The organism is Sulfitobacter sp. M368, assembly GCF_025141875.1.
GTDB lineage: Bacteria > Pseudomonadota > Alphaproteobacteria > Rhodobacterales > Rhodobacteraceae > Sulfitobacter > Sulfitobacter mediterraneus_A.
Genome location: NZ_CP081113.1, coordinates 3834582 through 3849802, shown reverse-complemented (window position 1 = coordinate 3849802; position 15221 = coordinate 3834582). Strand labels below are relative to the sequence as shown.

15 protein-coding genes are annotated in these 15221 nt (G+C 57.8%); 8 read left to right on the top strand and 7 right to left on the bottom strand.

Annotation, left to right across the window (positions count from 1 at the left end; translation table 11 throughout):
- Window positions 1-535: 535 nt before the first annotated feature.
- From rpsT to mutM, 3 genes are all read right to left on the bottom strand, one after another.
- Window positions 536-799: a 30S ribosomal protein S20 gene (rpsT, locus tag K3754_RS19020; RefSeq protein WP_203209625.1), complete on the bottom strand. Its 264-nt coding sequence runs from the start codon at window positions 797-799 to the stop codon at window positions 536-538.
- A 165-nt stretch (window positions 800-964) separates the two neighbouring features.
- Window positions 965-1741: an enoyl-CoA hydratase gene (locus tag K3754_RS19015; RefSeq protein ID WP_259939619.1), complete on the bottom strand. Its 777-nt coding sequence runs from the start codon at window positions 1739-1741 to the stop codon at window positions 965-967.
- Between the two features lie 64 nt (window positions 1742-1805).
- Window positions 1806-2657, bottom strand: coding sequence for a bifunctional DNA-formamidopyrimidine glycosylase/DNA-(apurinic or apyrimidinic site) lyase (gene mutM / locus K3754_RS19010; protein WP_259939617.1), 852 nt, complete (start codon window positions 2655-2657; stop codon window positions 1806-1808).
- A gap of 104 nt (window positions 2658-2761) precedes the next feature.
- Here mutM and ubiE point away from each other — a divergent pair, with 104 nt between their 5' ends.
- Window positions 2762-3505 (top strand): bifunctional demethylmenaquinone methyltransferase/2-methoxy-6-polyprenyl-1,4-benzoquinol methylase UbiE, encoded by a 744-nt coding sequence (ubiE, locus tag K3754_RS19005; protein ID WP_203209628.1) that lies wholly within the window; start codon window positions 2762-2764, stop codon window positions 3503-3505.
- Between the two features lies 1 nt (window position 3506).
- Window positions 3507-5039 carry a 2-polyprenylphenol 6-hydroxylase gene (gene ubiB, locus K3754_RS19000; RefSeq protein ID WP_203209629.1) on the top strand — a complete coding sequence of 511 codons (1533 nt, stop codon included), beginning with the start codon at window positions 3507-3509 and terminating at the stop codon, window positions 5037-5039.
- Between the two features lie 64 nt (window positions 5040-5103).
- Here the strand turns inward: ubiB and K3754_RS18995 are convergent, their stop codons facing one another.
- On the bottom strand, window positions 5104-6285 hold the full coding sequence (locus tag K3754_RS18995; RefSeq protein WP_259939614.1) for an acetyl-CoA C-acyltransferase family protein: 1182 nt from the start codon (window positions 6283-6285) through the stop codon (window positions 5104-5106).
- Window positions 6286-6411: 126 nt separating this feature from the next.
- Here K3754_RS18995 and K3754_RS18990 point away from each other — a divergent pair, with 126 nt between their 5' ends.
- The 5 genes from K3754_RS18990 to K3754_RS18970 all read left to right on the top strand — a co-directional run bounded on the left by K3754_RS18990 (window position 6412) and on the right by K3754_RS18970 (window position 11338).
- A complete protein-coding gene (locus K3754_RS18990; protein WP_203209631.1) occupies window positions 6412-6978 on the top strand; it encodes a helix-turn-helix domain-containing protein in 567 nt (188 codons plus the stop codon).
- Window positions 6979-7072: 94 nt separating this feature from the next.
- Complete coding sequence (locus tag K3754_RS18985; protein WP_259939612.1) at window positions 7073-8260, top strand: glycine C-acetyltransferase; 1188 nt, start codon at window positions 7073-7075, stop codon at window positions 8258-8260.
- Window positions 8257-9231, top strand: a complete 975-nt coding sequence (locus K3754_RS18980; RefSeq protein ID WP_259939609.1) for a PLP-dependent cysteine synthase family protein — start codon at window positions 8257-8259, stop codon at window positions 9229-9231. The genes K3754_RS18985 and K3754_RS18980 overlap by 4 nt, the downstream gene beginning before the upstream one ends.
- Window positions 9218-10258: an L-threonine 3-dehydrogenase gene (tdh, locus tag K3754_RS18975; RefSeq protein WP_259939606.1), complete on the top strand. Its 1041-nt coding sequence runs from the start codon at window positions 9218-9220 to the stop codon at window positions 10256-10258. The genes K3754_RS18980 and tdh overlap by 14 nt, the downstream gene beginning before the upstream one ends.
- A gap of 51 nt (window positions 10259-10309) precedes the next feature.
- A complete protein-coding gene (locus K3754_RS18970) occupies window positions 10310-11338 on the top strand; it encodes an App1 family protein (RefSeq protein WP_259939603.1) in 1029 nt (342 codons plus the stop codon).
- Here the strand turns inward: K3754_RS18970 and K3754_RS18965 are convergent.
- Together K3754_RS18965 and K3754_RS18960 are read right to left on the bottom strand one after the other, a co-directional pair.
- The gene (locus tag K3754_RS18965) at window positions 11305-12039 is read right to left on the bottom strand and encodes a metallophosphoesterase family protein (RefSeq protein ID WP_259939600.1); all 735 of its coding nucleotides are present in this window, start codon (window positions 12037-12039) and stop codon (window positions 11305-11307) included. The genes K3754_RS18970 and K3754_RS18965 overlap by 34 nt on opposite strands.
- A gap of 44 nt (window positions 12040-12083) precedes the next feature.
- Window positions 12084-13031 (bottom strand): LysR family transcriptional regulator, encoded by a 948-nt coding sequence (locus K3754_RS18960; protein WP_259939597.1) that lies wholly within the window; start codon window positions 13029-13031, stop codon window positions 12084-12086.
- A gap of 122 nt (window positions 13032-13153) precedes the next feature.
- Here K3754_RS18960 and K3754_RS18955 point away from each other — a divergent pair, with 122 nt between their 5' ends.
- The gene (locus K3754_RS18955; RefSeq protein ID WP_203209638.1) at window positions 13154-13522 is read left to right on the top strand and encodes a hypothetical protein; all 369 of its coding nucleotides are present in this window, start codon (window positions 13154-13156) and stop codon (window positions 13520-13522) included.
- A 48-nt stretch (window positions 13523-13570) separates the two neighbouring features.
- Here K3754_RS18955 and serA read toward each other — a convergent pair whose 3' ends face one another.
- Window positions 13571-15166 carry a phosphoglycerate dehydrogenase gene (serA, locus tag K3754_RS18950; protein ID WP_259939592.1) on the bottom strand — a complete coding sequence of 532 codons (1596 nt, stop codon included), beginning with the start codon at window positions 15164-15166 and terminating at the stop codon, window positions 13571-13573.
- Between the last annotated feature and the right edge of the window lie 55 nt (window positions 15167-15221).

Genomic DNA, 15221 nt, shown 5'->3' with positions numbered 1-15221 from the left:
TTTTTATTCGTCCCACGTACTATCTGCCCATGTGTTACCGACCAAACCGGGCACATGCCTATTTTACCCTCAGGAAACAGGTTTTGGTTCCGACCCCGCCCGGAATCGGCCTGTGTCCATCGGACCTTGAGTAGAACGGGCATACCAAACATCGATGTTCCGAGTGATGAACATCAGGATGTCGAACATTTCCGTTCGCACTTTTGTTGTGACAGGGCCACAGCGCCGATAAGCGCCGAGGCAGACCTAAAACGACCCCAATTTGGTGGGCCGTTGACCAACCTCCAAACAATGCGGCACGTCCCCCGTACCTTTTCATTGTTAGAGGCCTGTCCCCCCTGCGAAGTGACTCGCAAGACATAAATAGCAAGGAGAACGGGCACGCTTCAACATATCTTCAAACTTGACTCGTGAATCGATCAAAAAGAATCTCTGACGCGTATAACGGGAAAAAAAGTTGCAAAAAAAGGCGCCGCATTGCGACGCCTTTCTAATCAATCAATTAGCTGATTCTGGTTTGATCAGAAGATCAAAATTAACCCAGCGCTTTGACCCGCGCGGACAGGCGGGACATTTTCCGCGATGCTGTGTTTTTGTGGAACACGCCCTTGGTCACACCGCGCATCAGTTCTGGCTGTGCAGCCTGCAGGGCTGCGGACGCCGCGTCTTTGTCGCCGGATGCGATCGCTTCTTCGACTTTGCGCAGATACGTGCGGATGCGCGAACGGCGTGCTTTGTTGATCTGGAAACGCTTTTCGTTCTGACGGGCGCGTTTTTTCGATTGGGGTGTATTTGCCATGAGGATCTACCTTCGGGTTCTATTCAAAATTCGGCACGTGACGCCAAACCCATGCCGGATCTTCCGGGAAGGTGATTCTAGCCAGAGCGGGCTGCACGCGCATGTATTGGGGCGGGCTATAGTTGAGAAAGCCCGCCAATGCAAACCCCTTTGTCGGGGCGGCAATTACTTGTCTCGGAACTGAGCTTCGCGTTTTTCGAGGAAGGCGCTCATGCCTTCTTTCTGGTCTTCGGTTGCAAACAGGGAATGGAACACCCGCCGTTCAAACAACAGACCTTCGCGCAGCGGCACTTCATAAGCGCGGTTCACGGCCTCTTTGACGACCATCACGGAAATCATCGATTTCTCGGCAATCTTGCCCGCCGCGCTTAATGCCTCGTCCATCAGCTTTTTCACCGGAACCACCCGCGACACCAGGCCGGACCGTTCAGCTTCGGCCGCGTCCATGAAACGCCCGGTGAGGTTCATGTCCATCGCTTTGGATTTGCCGACCAGACGGGTCAGACGCTGTGTACCGCCAATGCCAGCAACCACACCAAGGTTGATTTCGGGTTGGCCAAATTTCGCGGTTTCCGAACAGATGATGAAATCGCACATCATTGCCAATTCGCATCCGCCGCCCAGCGCATAACCGGAAACAGCGGCGATGATCGGCTTGCGCACCCGCATGATCTGTTCAGATTCGGGCGTGAAGAGGTCCCCCGTGAAGGCTTCGACAAAGGTCTTGTCGCGCATCATGGCAATGTCCGCCCCAGCGGCAAATGCCTTTTCCGATCCGGTGATTACAATGCATCGCACTTTGTCGTTGTCTTGTGCCGCCTTAAGCGCGCTGGCCAGTTCGCTCATCAGTTGGTCGTTGAGCGCATTGAGCGCATCAGGCCTGTTCAGCGTGACCAATGCCACATGATTGTCCACGTCCACCGTGATCGTTTCGTAAGCCATCAAGTATGCTCTTTGTTGTTGCGCTCAGGTCGCTCTGCATATCACGGGCGGATCACGTTTCAAGCTATCTTTGACATTGACTACAGTAGAAAGACGACCGTCCGGACTGCACGATCCGTTGGATGACCTTGGGGCAATCGGGCGTATTGCAAGGCGCGCCCTCGCGTCCGTAAACGTCAAAGTTGTGCTGGAAATAGCCCAATTCCCCATCCGCTTGCCGAAAGTCCTTGAGAGAGGAACCACCCGCCTCAATCGCCTCGGCCAGCACCTCTTTGATGATCGGAACAAGCGCGGCAATCCGGCCCTGCGATATACGCCCGGCCTTGCGTGCCGGATGCAGGCCCGCCCGATAAAGTGCCTCACAAACATAGATATTTCCCAGCCCGGCCACGATCCGCTGGTCCAAAAGCGCCGATTTGATTGGCATGTTCCGGCCCTTCAAGGCGGAAATCAAATGCGCTTCGTGAAAACTGTTGCCCAAGGGTTCCGGTCCGATGGAGGCCAGCAATTTGTGCTGTTCTGCGGTTGCCGTGTCCAGAAGATCCATCGCGCCAAACCGCCGCGGGTCGTTGAACGTTATGCGCGCGCCGTTTGCCATATGAAGCACGACATGGTCATGTTTTTCCGGCGCCGGATGATCATGCACAAAATGCCCCAATGGATCACCGGAGATCAACATCCGCCCGGACATTCCCAAGTGGATCAAAAGTGATTCCCCCGACCCCAGATCGACCAGAATGTACTTGGATCGCCGCCGCAGCTGCTTGATGTCCTGCCCGCTCAACCGCTCTGCCATCCGTTCCGGAAAGGGCCAGCGCAGATCAGGCCGGTTGACCTCTGCCTTGGTTATTACGCTGCCTTCCATGACCGGTGCCAAACCCCGGCGCACGGTTTCAACTTCGGGAAGTTCGGGCATTTCGGCATCCTTTTCTGACCGCGTTCACCGGTCTGCGGCAAATGGCGGTTTGTATCTGCGCAACTGAGGCTATATCTCCGCCAAGACACTAGCGGGACAATGACATGACGGACAAGACAACCCATTTCGGATCGCAAACCATTCGCGAGGATGAAAAGGCCGGCAAGGTGCGTTCATTGTTCAGCGACGTTGCCAACAAATATGATGTCATGAACGATGTGATGAGCATGGGTATCCACCGCATCTGGAAAGAAGCGATGATGGATTGGCTGGCCCCGCGTGCCGGCCAGAAACTGCTGGATGTGGCGGGTGGCACGGGTGATGTGTCCTTCAAGTTTCTCAAACGTGCTGGCCAGGGCCACGCGACCGTCTGCGATCTGACAGAAGGGATGCTGGTCGAGGGCCGCAAACGCGCCGAAGCCGATCAGATGGCCGATAGCCTAGATTGGGTGGTTGGCGATGCAATGGCCTTGCCCTTTGAGGACAACACCTTTGACGTCTACACCATAAGCTTTGGCATCCGAAACGTGACCCGTCCGCAAGAGGCGTTGAACGAGGCTTACCGCGTTTTGCGCCCCGGTGGCCGTTTGATGGTGCTTGAGTTCAGCCAATTGCCCAACCCCGCGATGCAAAAGGCCTATGATCTCTACAGCTTCAATATAATCCCGCGCATGGGGCAGGTGATCGCAAATGACCGTGACAGTTATCAGTATCTTGTCGAATCGATCCGCAATTTCCCCGATCAGGAAACGTTTCTGGGCATGATCCGCGACGCTGGATTTGCCCAAGCCAAGTACCGCAACCTGAGCATGGGCATTGCGGCACTGCATTCTGGTTGGAAGCTCTGAGATGCGCGGCCCTCACAACATCTGGCGGTTAATTCGCACGGGCGCAACGCTTGAACGCACCGGCGCGATGAACGTGGTGCTCGACGCATTCGAGGCGACGCCCGCCCTGCGCTTTGTGGCGCGGGCGCTGGGCCTGCCATTCAAGTTTCTGGGGTACAAAGGCGATCCGTCCATGCCCCCGGCGACCCGCGCCCTCACGGCGCTTGGCCCGGCTTACATCAAGTTTGGTCAGGTGTTGTCGACGCGTCCGGATGTAGTGGGGGATGATCTGGCCGTGCAGTTGCGGGTGTTGCAGGACAAGCTGCCGCCGTTCTCTATTGAAGAGGCCAAGGCAGAGGTCGAGCGTGAACTGGGCCTGCCCTTGGATCAGATGTTCTCCGAGTTTAGCGAGCCTGTCGCCGCGGCCTCCATCGCGCAGGTCCACAAGGCGCGCATCGCGGACACAGGTGAAGAGGTTGCGGTCAAAGTGCTGCGTCCCAATATCGAACGCGCCTTCCGTAAGGATGTTGATGCTTTCTATCTGGCCGCCCGCATGGTTGAGTTGTTCTCGCCCGGATCGCGACGCTTGCGACCGATGGATGTGATCGAACACTTTGACGGTGTTGTCCGCGGCGAGCTGGATCTGCGCCTCGAAAGCGCCTCAGCCTCGGAATTTGCCGCCAATACATCCGAAGACCAGGGCTTCCAACTGCCCGCCATCAAATGGAACCTGTCTGCCCGCCGGGTGATGACACTTGGTTGGGCCGATGGTGTGCCGCTGGGGGACAATGCGGCGATTGATGCCGCCGGGCATGACCGCGTCGTGCTGGGGGACCGGGTGCTGCAACTGTTCCTCAATCATGCGCTGCGCGACGGCTTCTTTCACGCCGACATGCATCAGGGCAATCTCAAGGTTGCGCCAAATGGCGATATCATCGCCTACGACTTTGGCATCATGGGCCACATCGATGAATACACCCGCCGGGTCTATGCCGAGATTCTCTACGGATTTATCCGCCGAGACTACATGCGGGTGGCCAAGGTGCATTTCGAGGCGGGCTATGTGCCTGCTGACAAGGATGTGGACGAATTTGCCCGCGCCCTCCGCGCGGTTGGGGAGCCGATCTTTGGCATGGATGCCACCCATATTTCAATGGCGCGGCTTTTGTCTTATCTCTTTGAAGTGACAGAGCGGTTTGGCATGGAAACCCGAACCGAATTGATCTTGCTGCAACGCACCATGGTCGTCGTCGAAGGGGTTGCACGCTCGCTCAATCCGCATATCAACATCTGGGAAGTCGCCAGTCCCATCGTCACCGATTACATCACCAAATCCATCGGCCCCCGCGCCGCGCTCAATGATCTGGCCAACACCGCGATGGTCCTCGCCCGTTTTGGTCCGCGCCTGCCCGGTCTGGTCGAGGCCGCCTTGCTGCGACAAAGCAACCCGCAGCCTGAAGTGCGCAACTCCCGCATCGGCTGGATGCTGCTCTCTGCGCTGGGCGGTGCAGCGCTTGCCTCCGGTGTGATCGCCCTGATGGTCGCACTGACCTGAACCAGCCCTTTTTGGCTCTAAATACTCTCGGGGGTCCGGGGGCAGACAGCCCCCGGCGCTTACCTCAAGCGATCCGTTCAATGGCCATGGCGATACCCTGACCACCGCCAATGCACATAGTAATCAAGGCCCGCTTGCCCTGAATACGCTCCAGCTCATACATCGCTTTCACCGTGATGATCGCTCCGGTTGCTCCGACCGGATGTCCCAAGGCAATCGCACCGCCATTGGGATTTACGATGGCAGGATCAAAGCCAAGGTTCTTGGTCACGGCCAGGGCCTGCGAGGCAAAAGCCTCGTTGCTTTCGATCACGTCAAAGTCATCCGCTTTCAATCCGGTCCGCTCCAGCAGGTTCTGCACCGCTGGCACCGGTCCGATGCCCATGACTTCTGGGCGTACGCCTGCATGGGCATATCCCAAGATCCGTGCCCGCGGGGTGAGCCCTGCGCGTTCGGCGGCCGACGCTGTGGCCAGAACCATCGCGGCGGCGCCGTCGTTGATGCCGCTGGCATTGCCCGCTGTCACGCTGCCGTCTTTTTGAAAAGCTGGGCGCAATCCGGCCAGGGCTTCTGCTGATGTGGCCTTGGGATGCTCGTCCGTATCAAAAGCCACCGTGTCCCGCTTCACCTTTACGTCGACTGGCACGATCTGGTCTTTGAAGTATCCGGCAGCGATGGCCGCCGCAGCCCGTTCCTGACTGGACAGCGCAAAACCGTCCTGATCGGCGCGGCTGATGCCATGCTCTGCCGCTACATTTTCGGCTGTGACACCCATGTGGCCCGTGCCAAACGGGCAATTGAGCGTGCCAAGCATCATATCCAGTGTCCGCACATCGCCCATCTTCTGGCCCCAGCGGGCGTTCTGCATGATATAGGGCGACCGTGACATGCTTTCAGAGCCGCCTGCGAGGGCAAAATCCGCATCGCCCAGCATCAGGTTCTGTGCCGCGGACACAATCGCCTGCACCCCGGACCCGCAAAGACGGTTCACGTTCATCGCAGGCACCTCATCAGGCACACCGGCCTCCCGTGCTGCAACGCGTGACAGATACATATCGCGCGGTTCGGTGTTGATCACATTGCCGAACACCACATGCCCGATCTGCTCCGGTGCGACGCCTGCCCGCTGCATCGCCTCGGCGGCAACAATCCGGCCCAACTCTGTGGGAGGTGTTGCGGCCAATGCGCCGCCAAATGTCCCGATGGCGGTCCGTGCACCGCCCAGTATCACGATCTCATTGGTCATGGGTCTCTCCTATCCCGGTTGCCGCGATTATGGGGCGGCGAAGGATCATTGTCAGGAGGGACGTACCGTCACAGGCAGGCGCCCGCTCTCTTGACTTTGTCAGCGGGCAAAGCGCATCTGTCCGTCATGACGGAAAACGATGACGCTATCTTAACCCATTTGCCCGCCCGCCTAAAAGAAGCGCGGCAAAGTCAGGGTTTGTCGCTGGATGCTGTGGCCAAGCTTTCTGGTGTGTCCCGCTCCATGGTCAGCCAGATCGAACGCGGCGAATCCAGCCCGACGATTGCCACGTTGTGGAACCTTACACGGGCCTTGCAGGTGGATTTTGCCGGACTGCTCGACGGTGCACCTGCCAAAGATCTGATCGAAGTGTTGCGGGCCGCAGATGTTCCGACGATCAATAATCTGGGCAGTGGCTGCCGCATTCGTATCCTTTCTCCTCCCGAAGAGGCCGGGAAACATGAGGTTTATGAGTTGTTGATGGATGAGGGCGGCGTTTTGGACAGCCAGCCACACACCCGCGGTGCACGCGAACATCTGACGGTGATCACCGGCGTTGTCGAAGTGATCAGCGGCGATGCGACAATCCGGTTGGAACAAGGCGACACGGCCCGATATGCAGCTGATGTGCGGCATCGGGTGACCGCACAGGGCGGTGCCGCGCGTGCCTTTCTTGTGGTGCAGGATGCTTAGTATTCCAGAATGACGGAAAAAATCCGTGATAGTAGATTTCTACTATTTCGGAAACGCGTCCGGTATGGTAGAGGAACCGCAAAGGAGCCTCATCATGACCCAAGCCTATCTTGACCATATCACCGAAACGCTCGCGCAGATTGACGCCGAGGGCATGATGAAACGCGAACGTTTGATCACCTCGCCTCAGGGTGGAGAGATCACCGTTGGCGATCGCAAGGTGATCAATCTCTGTGCCAATAATTACCTCGGCTTGGCCGATCACCCCGACCTCATCCAAGCCGCCGAGGCTGCGATGGATCCCAAAGGATTCGGCATGGCCTCCGTGCGGTTTATCTGCGGCACGCAGGACATTCACCGCGAGTTGGAACAAAAACTTGCTGCATTTCTGAATAAGGACGATTCGATCCTCTTTGCCGCCTGCTTTGATGCAAATGGCGGTCTTTTTGAGCCTCTTCTTGGTCCCGAAGATGCCATCGTGTCAGATGCGTTGAACCATGCTTCGATCATTGACGGCATCCGGCTGTGCAAGGCGAAACGCTATCGCTATGCCAATAGCGATATGGATGATCTCGAAGGCCAGCTGAAACAGGCCCGCGAAGATGGCGCACGGTTCATTATGATCGCCACCGATGGTGTGTTTTCAATGGACGGATATCTGGCCAAACTGCCCCAGATTACCGAGCTCGCGCAAAAGTACGAGGCGCTGGTGATGGTTGATGATTGCCACTCCACCGGCTTTATGGGGCCGCAAGGTGCGGGTACGCCTGCGCATTTTGGTGTCGATGTGGATGTGTTGACCGGCACGTTGGGCAAGGCGCTGGGCGGGGCCATCGGCGGTTATATCGCGGGGCCGCAGCCGGTGATTGATCTGCTGCGCCAACGCGCGCGTCCCTATCTGTTTTCCAATTCACTGCCTCCGTCCATCGTGGCGGCGGGGATCAAGGCGTTGGATCTGGTGATGCAGGGCGATGATCTACGGACCAAGCTGTTTGAAAACACCGCCTATTGGCGCGCCGGTCTGGGACGGCTTGGCTTTGATCTGCTTCCGGGGGAACATCCGATTGTGCCGGTGATGCTGGGCGAGGCGCAGCTGGCGCAGGATATGGCGGCGCGTTTGTTCGAAGAGGGCGTCTATGTCTCCGGTTTCTTTTTTCCGGTGGTGCCACGCGGACAGGCCCGGATCAGAACCCAAATGAACGCCGCCCTGTCGCGGAATGATCTGGACCGTGCCTTGATCGCGTTTGAGACAGCAGGCAAAGCCTGCGGCGTGTTGAAATGACAGACATCAAAGCCTCTGTGATCGAGGTGATCGGGAATACACCGCTTGTCGATCTGAGCCGTATCACCGCGCATCTGGGGTTGGAGGGCCGTATTCTGGCCAAGCTCGACAACCTCTTGCCCGGATATTCCAAGAAAGACCGCGCCGCCCGGCAGATCATCGAAGCGGCCCGTGCCGATGGGCGGCTCAAACCCGGTCAACGAGTCGTGGAACTGACCTCCGGCAACATGGGCACGGGTCTTGCGATTGTCTGCGGTGTTCTTGGCCATCCTTTCACAGCGGTGATGAGCGCGGGCAATTCCACCGAACGCGCCCGGATGATGCGCGGGTTGGGGGCAGAGGTGGTGATCGTGCCGCAGGCCACCGGCGGCATCCCCGGACAGGTGACAGCGGCGGATCTCAAACAGGTTGATGCAGAGGTGCAACGGATCACTGATCAAACTGGCGCATTTCGCGCCGATCAATTCGAAGACCCCGGCAACCCCGCAGGGCATGAAAACGGAACCGGGCCAGAGTTATGGGCACAATCTGGCGGCACAGTCACGGCGTTCTGCGATTTTGCCGGATCGGGCGGAACACTGGCCGGCGTGGCGCAGGCCTTGGGACCAAAGGGTGTGCGCTGCTATGCGGTTGAACCTGCTGGTGCCGAGGTGATCGCGGGCCATCCCGTGTCAGACCCGAACCATCCCATTCAGGGTGGCGGCTATGCCATGGCTGACCTTACCCATCTTGAGGCATCCAATATCGCCGGAACGCTGGCCGTCACCGGATCTGAGGCCCGTGGTGCCGCGCGAATGCTCGCGCGTGTCGAGGGCGTGTTTGGCGGCTATTCCGCAGGCGCCAATCTGGCCGCCGCGATCGCTCTGCTGCGCGGGCCGGAGCGCGGCGGAACCGTCGCGATGATCGTCTGTGACAGTGGGCTGAAATACTTGTCCACGGATCTGTGGGAGGATTCAAATGACCACCAATGAAATGAAAGCCCTGTCCAAGCTGCACGCCCGCGAAGGGCTTTGGATGACCCATGCGCCCGTGCCGGAGATCGGCCCCGACGACGTGTTGATCCGTATCAACAAGACCGGCATCTGCGGTACCGATATTCACATCTGGAACTGGGATGAATGGGCGCAGAAAACCGTGCCTGTGCCGATGATCACAGGGCATGAATTTGCCGGAGAGATTGTCGAACTGGGCCGCAATGTCGAGGGACTTGAGATCGGACAGCGCTGTTCAGGTGAGGGGCATTTGATCGGCAAAAACTCCCGGCAAAGCCGCGCGGGCAAGTTTCACCTTGATCCGGCAACCCGCGGCATAGGGGTGAACGAACAGGGGGCATTTGCGCAGTACCTGCGTCTGCCCGCGTTTAACGTTGTACCGCTGCCAGATGAAATTTCCGATGACATCGGTGCGATCCTAGATCCCTTGGGCAATGCTGTGCACACCGCCCTCAGCTTTGATCTGGTGGGCGAGGATGTCTTGATCACGGGTGCGGGCCCTATCGGCATCATGGCCGCTGCCGTTGCTCGGCATGTGGGCGCGCGGCATGTGGTGATCACCGACATCAACGAGGATCGCCTGACACTGGCGCAAAAGGTCACGGATGTTGTGCCTGTCAACGTCACCAAAGAAGACCTGCGCGACGTGATTCCGCGCCTGAAGATGAAACAGGGGTTTGACGTAGGTCTCGAAATGTCCGGCAACCAGATCGCCTTGGACCAGATGGTCGAGGCGATGACGATGGGCGGACGCATTGCAATGCTGGGTATACCACCGGGCAAAAGCCCTGTGGACTGGTCGCGCATCGTGTTCAAGGCGATCACCATCAAAGGCGTCTATGGCCGCGAGATTTTTGAGACTTGGTACAAGATGATTGCGATGCTGGAAAACGGCTTGGACATCTCGGCAATCATCACCCATCGGTTTGGGGTCGATGACTTTGAACAGGGTTTTGCTGCTATGAAATCAGGCCAGTCTGGCAAGGTTGTTCTCGACTGGACCTGAGGTATTGTCGCAGCGGAAGGGATCCATTCTTCTGCTGCGGCGTTAACAGTCATGATCAAGAAATCTCTCCATGCAATCGCCTGGCGGGCAGAACGCTTGTTGGACCGGATCAAAGGCCAGCGTGATCCCCGCCGGATCATCGAACCCTACATCGGTTACGCCAATCCCGACCATCTTGTGGTGCGGGGCAGGGTGCTGACCTCCCTGCGCCGGAATGCGCCTACACCCATGCAATCGCGCTGGGTCAATTTCAAACAGATGTTCTCACTGTTTCTTACGGATGAGGTTGCAAATGTGACCGTGCAATCTGGCATGGTCAAAGCGATCAGCGACGAAGAAGGCTACTTTACCCTGTTGCTGCCGCGCGATCAGCCATGCGGGTGGATCAACATCCCGGTCCAAATCGAAGGGCAGGCCGGACAAACCCAATGTCCGGTTTTGGTGCCAGACAACGCCGCACGGTTTGGTGTGATTTCAGATATCGACGACACAGTCCTCAAGACCGGTGCCTATTCCCTGATCCGCAATCTGTGGAATTCTTTGACCGGCAATGCCCTGACGCGACGCATTTTTCCGGATGCAGTTACATGTCTCCAATCGCTGTCGGAAGGTGGCCGCAACCCGGTTTACTATGTCAGCTCCAGCCCTTGGAACCTGCATCATTTCCTGAACCGGATTTTTGATCTGTCGGGTCTGGTGAAGGGTCCGAAGTTCCTGCGCGATCTTGGCTTGAGTCAGACCCAATTTGTCACCGGCACCCATGGTGATCACAAAGGTGGCGCCATTGACGTGTTGATGGCGGCCAATCCGCAGCTGGGATATGTTCTTATGGGGGACACAGGCCAACATGATGCGATGGTCTATCGGGATGCTGTGCTGCGCCATCCGGGGCGTGTATTGGCAGTGGTGCTGCGCAAACCGGGGCCGGGGCCCGATGCCCAAAGCCGCGCCGCAATGGATGAAATCCGCGGCGCAGGTGTTCCGGTGTTCAGCGCGGTCGATTTTGCCGGCGTCGCATCTTCAATCGATGCGATTGCAAACACGCCTCAGGCAGACGGGTCCAAGGGCATACGGCCCTGATCGGTCAATAGCCAGCAGGCAGCGCCCTCAAACACCGCGACACTCAAAGGTTTGCCATAACCCGCGCCACTGTCGAGGTTGATCCGATTGCCATAGTGCGTGGCCTCGGCAACCGGTGTGTGGCCATGGACAATCAGTTTCGGGTGCAGACGCGGATCATTGTGGAATTCCTGCCGGATCCATATCAGATCGTGTTCTGTTTGTTTGGCAAGTGGAACACCCGGTCTGATCCCCGCATGGCACAGAAACAGATCATCGTTCTGATAGGACAGATCCAGGCTTGTGAGAAAATCGACATGCGCCTGCGGCACGGCGGCACGGGCCTGTTCATGCACCACTGACTTGCGATCGGTTTCCACAAATTCCACCCCGTAGGAGGCCAGTGTGGTGTCACCGCCAAGCCGTTGATGCAGCCAGTAAAGGTTGATCGGCAAATGTGCGTCGTGGCGCGGGGTGTCTTGCATGAAATGGGCGAACATCCGGTCATGATTGCCGAGGATGAAATGCCAATCCCGGCCTTGCGTTTGACCATCGATCAGAAGATCCAGTACCGCTTTGCTGTCCGGCCCTCTGTCGGTGTAATCCCCCAGAAAAACGACCCTGGCAGCCGGTCCTCCATCCTGTTCGATCAGGGCAAGCACCCGCTGCAATTCGTGAAATTGGCCGTGAATGTCGCCGATGGCATAGATCTGCTCTTTCATGAAATAGCTGGTAGCGGACCCTTCCCGAAATGAAAAGGCCGGCCCTATGCTGACAAAGCACCGCGGGGCTGGTCCAGCGCGGCCATCAGATCGGCAATGCTATTGCGCAGCCATTGATGGGCAGGCGTTGTGGAGTGCCGTCGGTGCCAGCTCATCCCGACGAGTGGAACCTCGATCGGCATCGGCGCGGGACGTATCGCCAGGCCGTGGGTGGCCGCCATTTTCACCGCCATTTGCAGCGGTATAAGCGCCAGATGATCGGTATTGGCCACCGCGCTGCAAACCCCGTGCATAACGGGTAAACTCATCACGACATGGCGGGTTTTGCCGATACGGGACAGCGCAGCATCGCCGGTTCCGGTGTACTTTCCCTCTGGTGAAAACAGGATATGGCCAAGGGCGCAGTATGTCTCAAGATCCAGCGCGGATGTTTCCGGCAGGCCGTCGAGGCATGGATGATCGCCGCGTGCGACCATCACCATTGGAGATTCGAATATCGGCTGCCAGTCCATCCAGCTCGGGATCTCGAAATGCGGTGCCAGCGCCAGATCGATCTCGTGGCTTTCCAGCTTGCCGCCATGTTGACCCGGCATAAGATCGACCAGCTGCACCCGCACACCGGGTGCATTCCGGCTGAGAAATGCGGCCAGACCCGGCATTAACAATTCGGAAAAGAAATCACTGCCCGACAGGCGGAAGCTGTCTTGCGCCACCTTGGGGTCAAACGCAGGCGGCCCTGACAACAGCGCCTGTGTCTCATCCAGAATATTGCGAAGCGGCTCTGCCAGCGAAAGCGCGTAATCGGTTGGCTCCAACCGGGGGCCGATGCGCACAAACAGCGGGTCTTTCAAATGTTCCCTAAGCCGCCCGAGCGCCGCAGAAACCGCAGGCTGCGACAGGCCGATAAGCTGTCCGGCGCGGGTGGTGGAATGGGTTTCCATCAAGGCCCGCAGAACCCGAAGAAGGTTAAGATCAAAGCTTCGTAAATCCATACTATGGATGATGATAATACAAATAATAAATTTTCGATATGGTCTATGGTGTGCGAATTTGATCCATAAAGCGATCCCGCAACTTCGGCGTGATCCATCGGCAAGCCAAAACGGGGGACGTTATGAAAGGTATTGCACTTTATTTTCTGTTGGCCGGCATCGTGTCAGGGATTTGCGGCATGGTCTGGGGCATCCAAATGTCAGCCACGCAAAACCACGATCTGTCACCCGCGCACGGGCATCTTAACCTGATTGGCTGGGTCGGGATGACGCTGTTTGCGATGTTCTATCATGTTGTGCCTGCGGCGGCGCAAAATGGTCTGGCGCGGATCCATCTGATTGTCTCACTGACAGGATTGGTCCTGATCGTTCCGGGTATCGCGGTGGTGTTGTCAGGCGGCACAGATCTGCTGGCCAAAGCCGGATCTGTTGTTGCCCTTGCCAGTATGCTGATCTTCCTGGCGGTGGCGCTTCGCAGCCGGCAAAACTGAACCATCAAGGGGCGTTGGCGCAGCAAATTGCCGCGCCAACGATGGATATTAGGCCACTTCAAATTCAAGCGGTTTGACCTGTGTGAACAGGCCCGTGCTTTGCAGCTTGTCGATGACATTGGCAGGCACGACATCATCCACGTAAAGCAAGGCAATCGCCTCACCCTTGGCCGCGGACCGGCCGAGGGTAAAGTTGGCGATGTTCACGCCGTTCTCGCCCATCGTCTGACCCAAGGCACCGATGATGCCCGGCACGTCTTCGTTGGTGGTATAGACCATATGCGCACCGACCTCTGCGTCGATGTTGATGCCCTTGATCTGGATGAACCGGGGTTTGCCATCCGAAAACACGGTGCCAGCCACAGACCGTTCGCGTTTCTCCGTCACAACGGTGACTTTCACATAACCGTCGAACACCCCTGATTTGTCCTGATTGGTTGTGCTGATCTGGATGCCTTTTTCGCGGGCTACCACGGGGGCGCTGACCATGTTCACATCCGGGTTGGCGCGTTTCATGATCCCGGCAACCACGCCGCAGTTAAGCGCATCGAGGTTCATTCCAGCCACGGTGCCATCATAGAGAATATTGATCGCCTTGATCGGCTCATCCGTCATCTGGCCGATGAAGGCGCCCAGATGGCCGGCCAGCTTGACCCATGGCCCCATCACTTTGGCCTCTTCGGCAGTAACCGACGGCATGTTGAGTGCGTTGGATACAGCACCGGTCAGCAAATAGTCGGACATCTGCTCCGCCACCTGAAGGGCTACATTTTCCTGCGCCTCGGTTGTTGCCGCGCCCAGATGCGGCGTGCAAACCACGTTGGGCAGGTTGAACAACGGGTTCTCTGTTGCCGGTTCCTTGGCAAACACATCAAAGGCCGCGCCAGCGATATGACCGGATCTAAGCAGATCGGCCAGCGCTTCTTCGTCCACCAGACCGCCGCGGGCACAGTTGATGATCCGTACACCTTTCTTGGTTTTTTCAAGATTTTCACGGCTCAGAATATTGGCGGTCGCCTCGGTGAACGGTACATGCAGCGTGATGAAATCGGCCCGCGCCAGCAGCTCGTCCAGCTCGACCTTCTCAACACCCATCTTCTCGGCCTTTTCTTCACCAAGGAAGGGGTCATAGGCCACCACTTTCATTTTCAGACCACGCGCCCGGTCACAAACAATGCCGCCAATGTTGCCCGCGCCGATGACGCCCAGCGTCTTGCCGGTCAGCTCGACCCCCATGAACTTGGATTTCTCCCATTTGCCCGCATGGGTCGAGGCGCTGGCCTCGGGGATCTGGCGCGCCACGGCGAACATCATTGCAATGGCGTGTTCGGCGGTGGTGATCATGTTACCGAAGGGCGTGTTCATCACGATCACGCCTTTTTTCGAGGCGGCTTCCTTGTCGATATTGTCGGTGCCGATCCCGGCGCGCCCGATGACCTTGAGGTTGTCTGCCGCCGCAAGGATCTTTTCCGTCACCTTGGTAGCGGACCGGATCGCAAGGCCGTCGTAATTGCCGATGATCTCGGCTAGTTTTTCCTTGTCCTTGCCCACGTCGGGCTGAAAATCCACGTCAATGCCGCGGTCTTTGAAGATTTGTACAGCTGCATCGCTGAGTTTGTCGCTGATCAGTACTTTGGGAGCCATCGTTTCGGTCCTTCATTGAATGGGGAGGTGTGGCGGGGCAGTGCCCGCCGCAGGA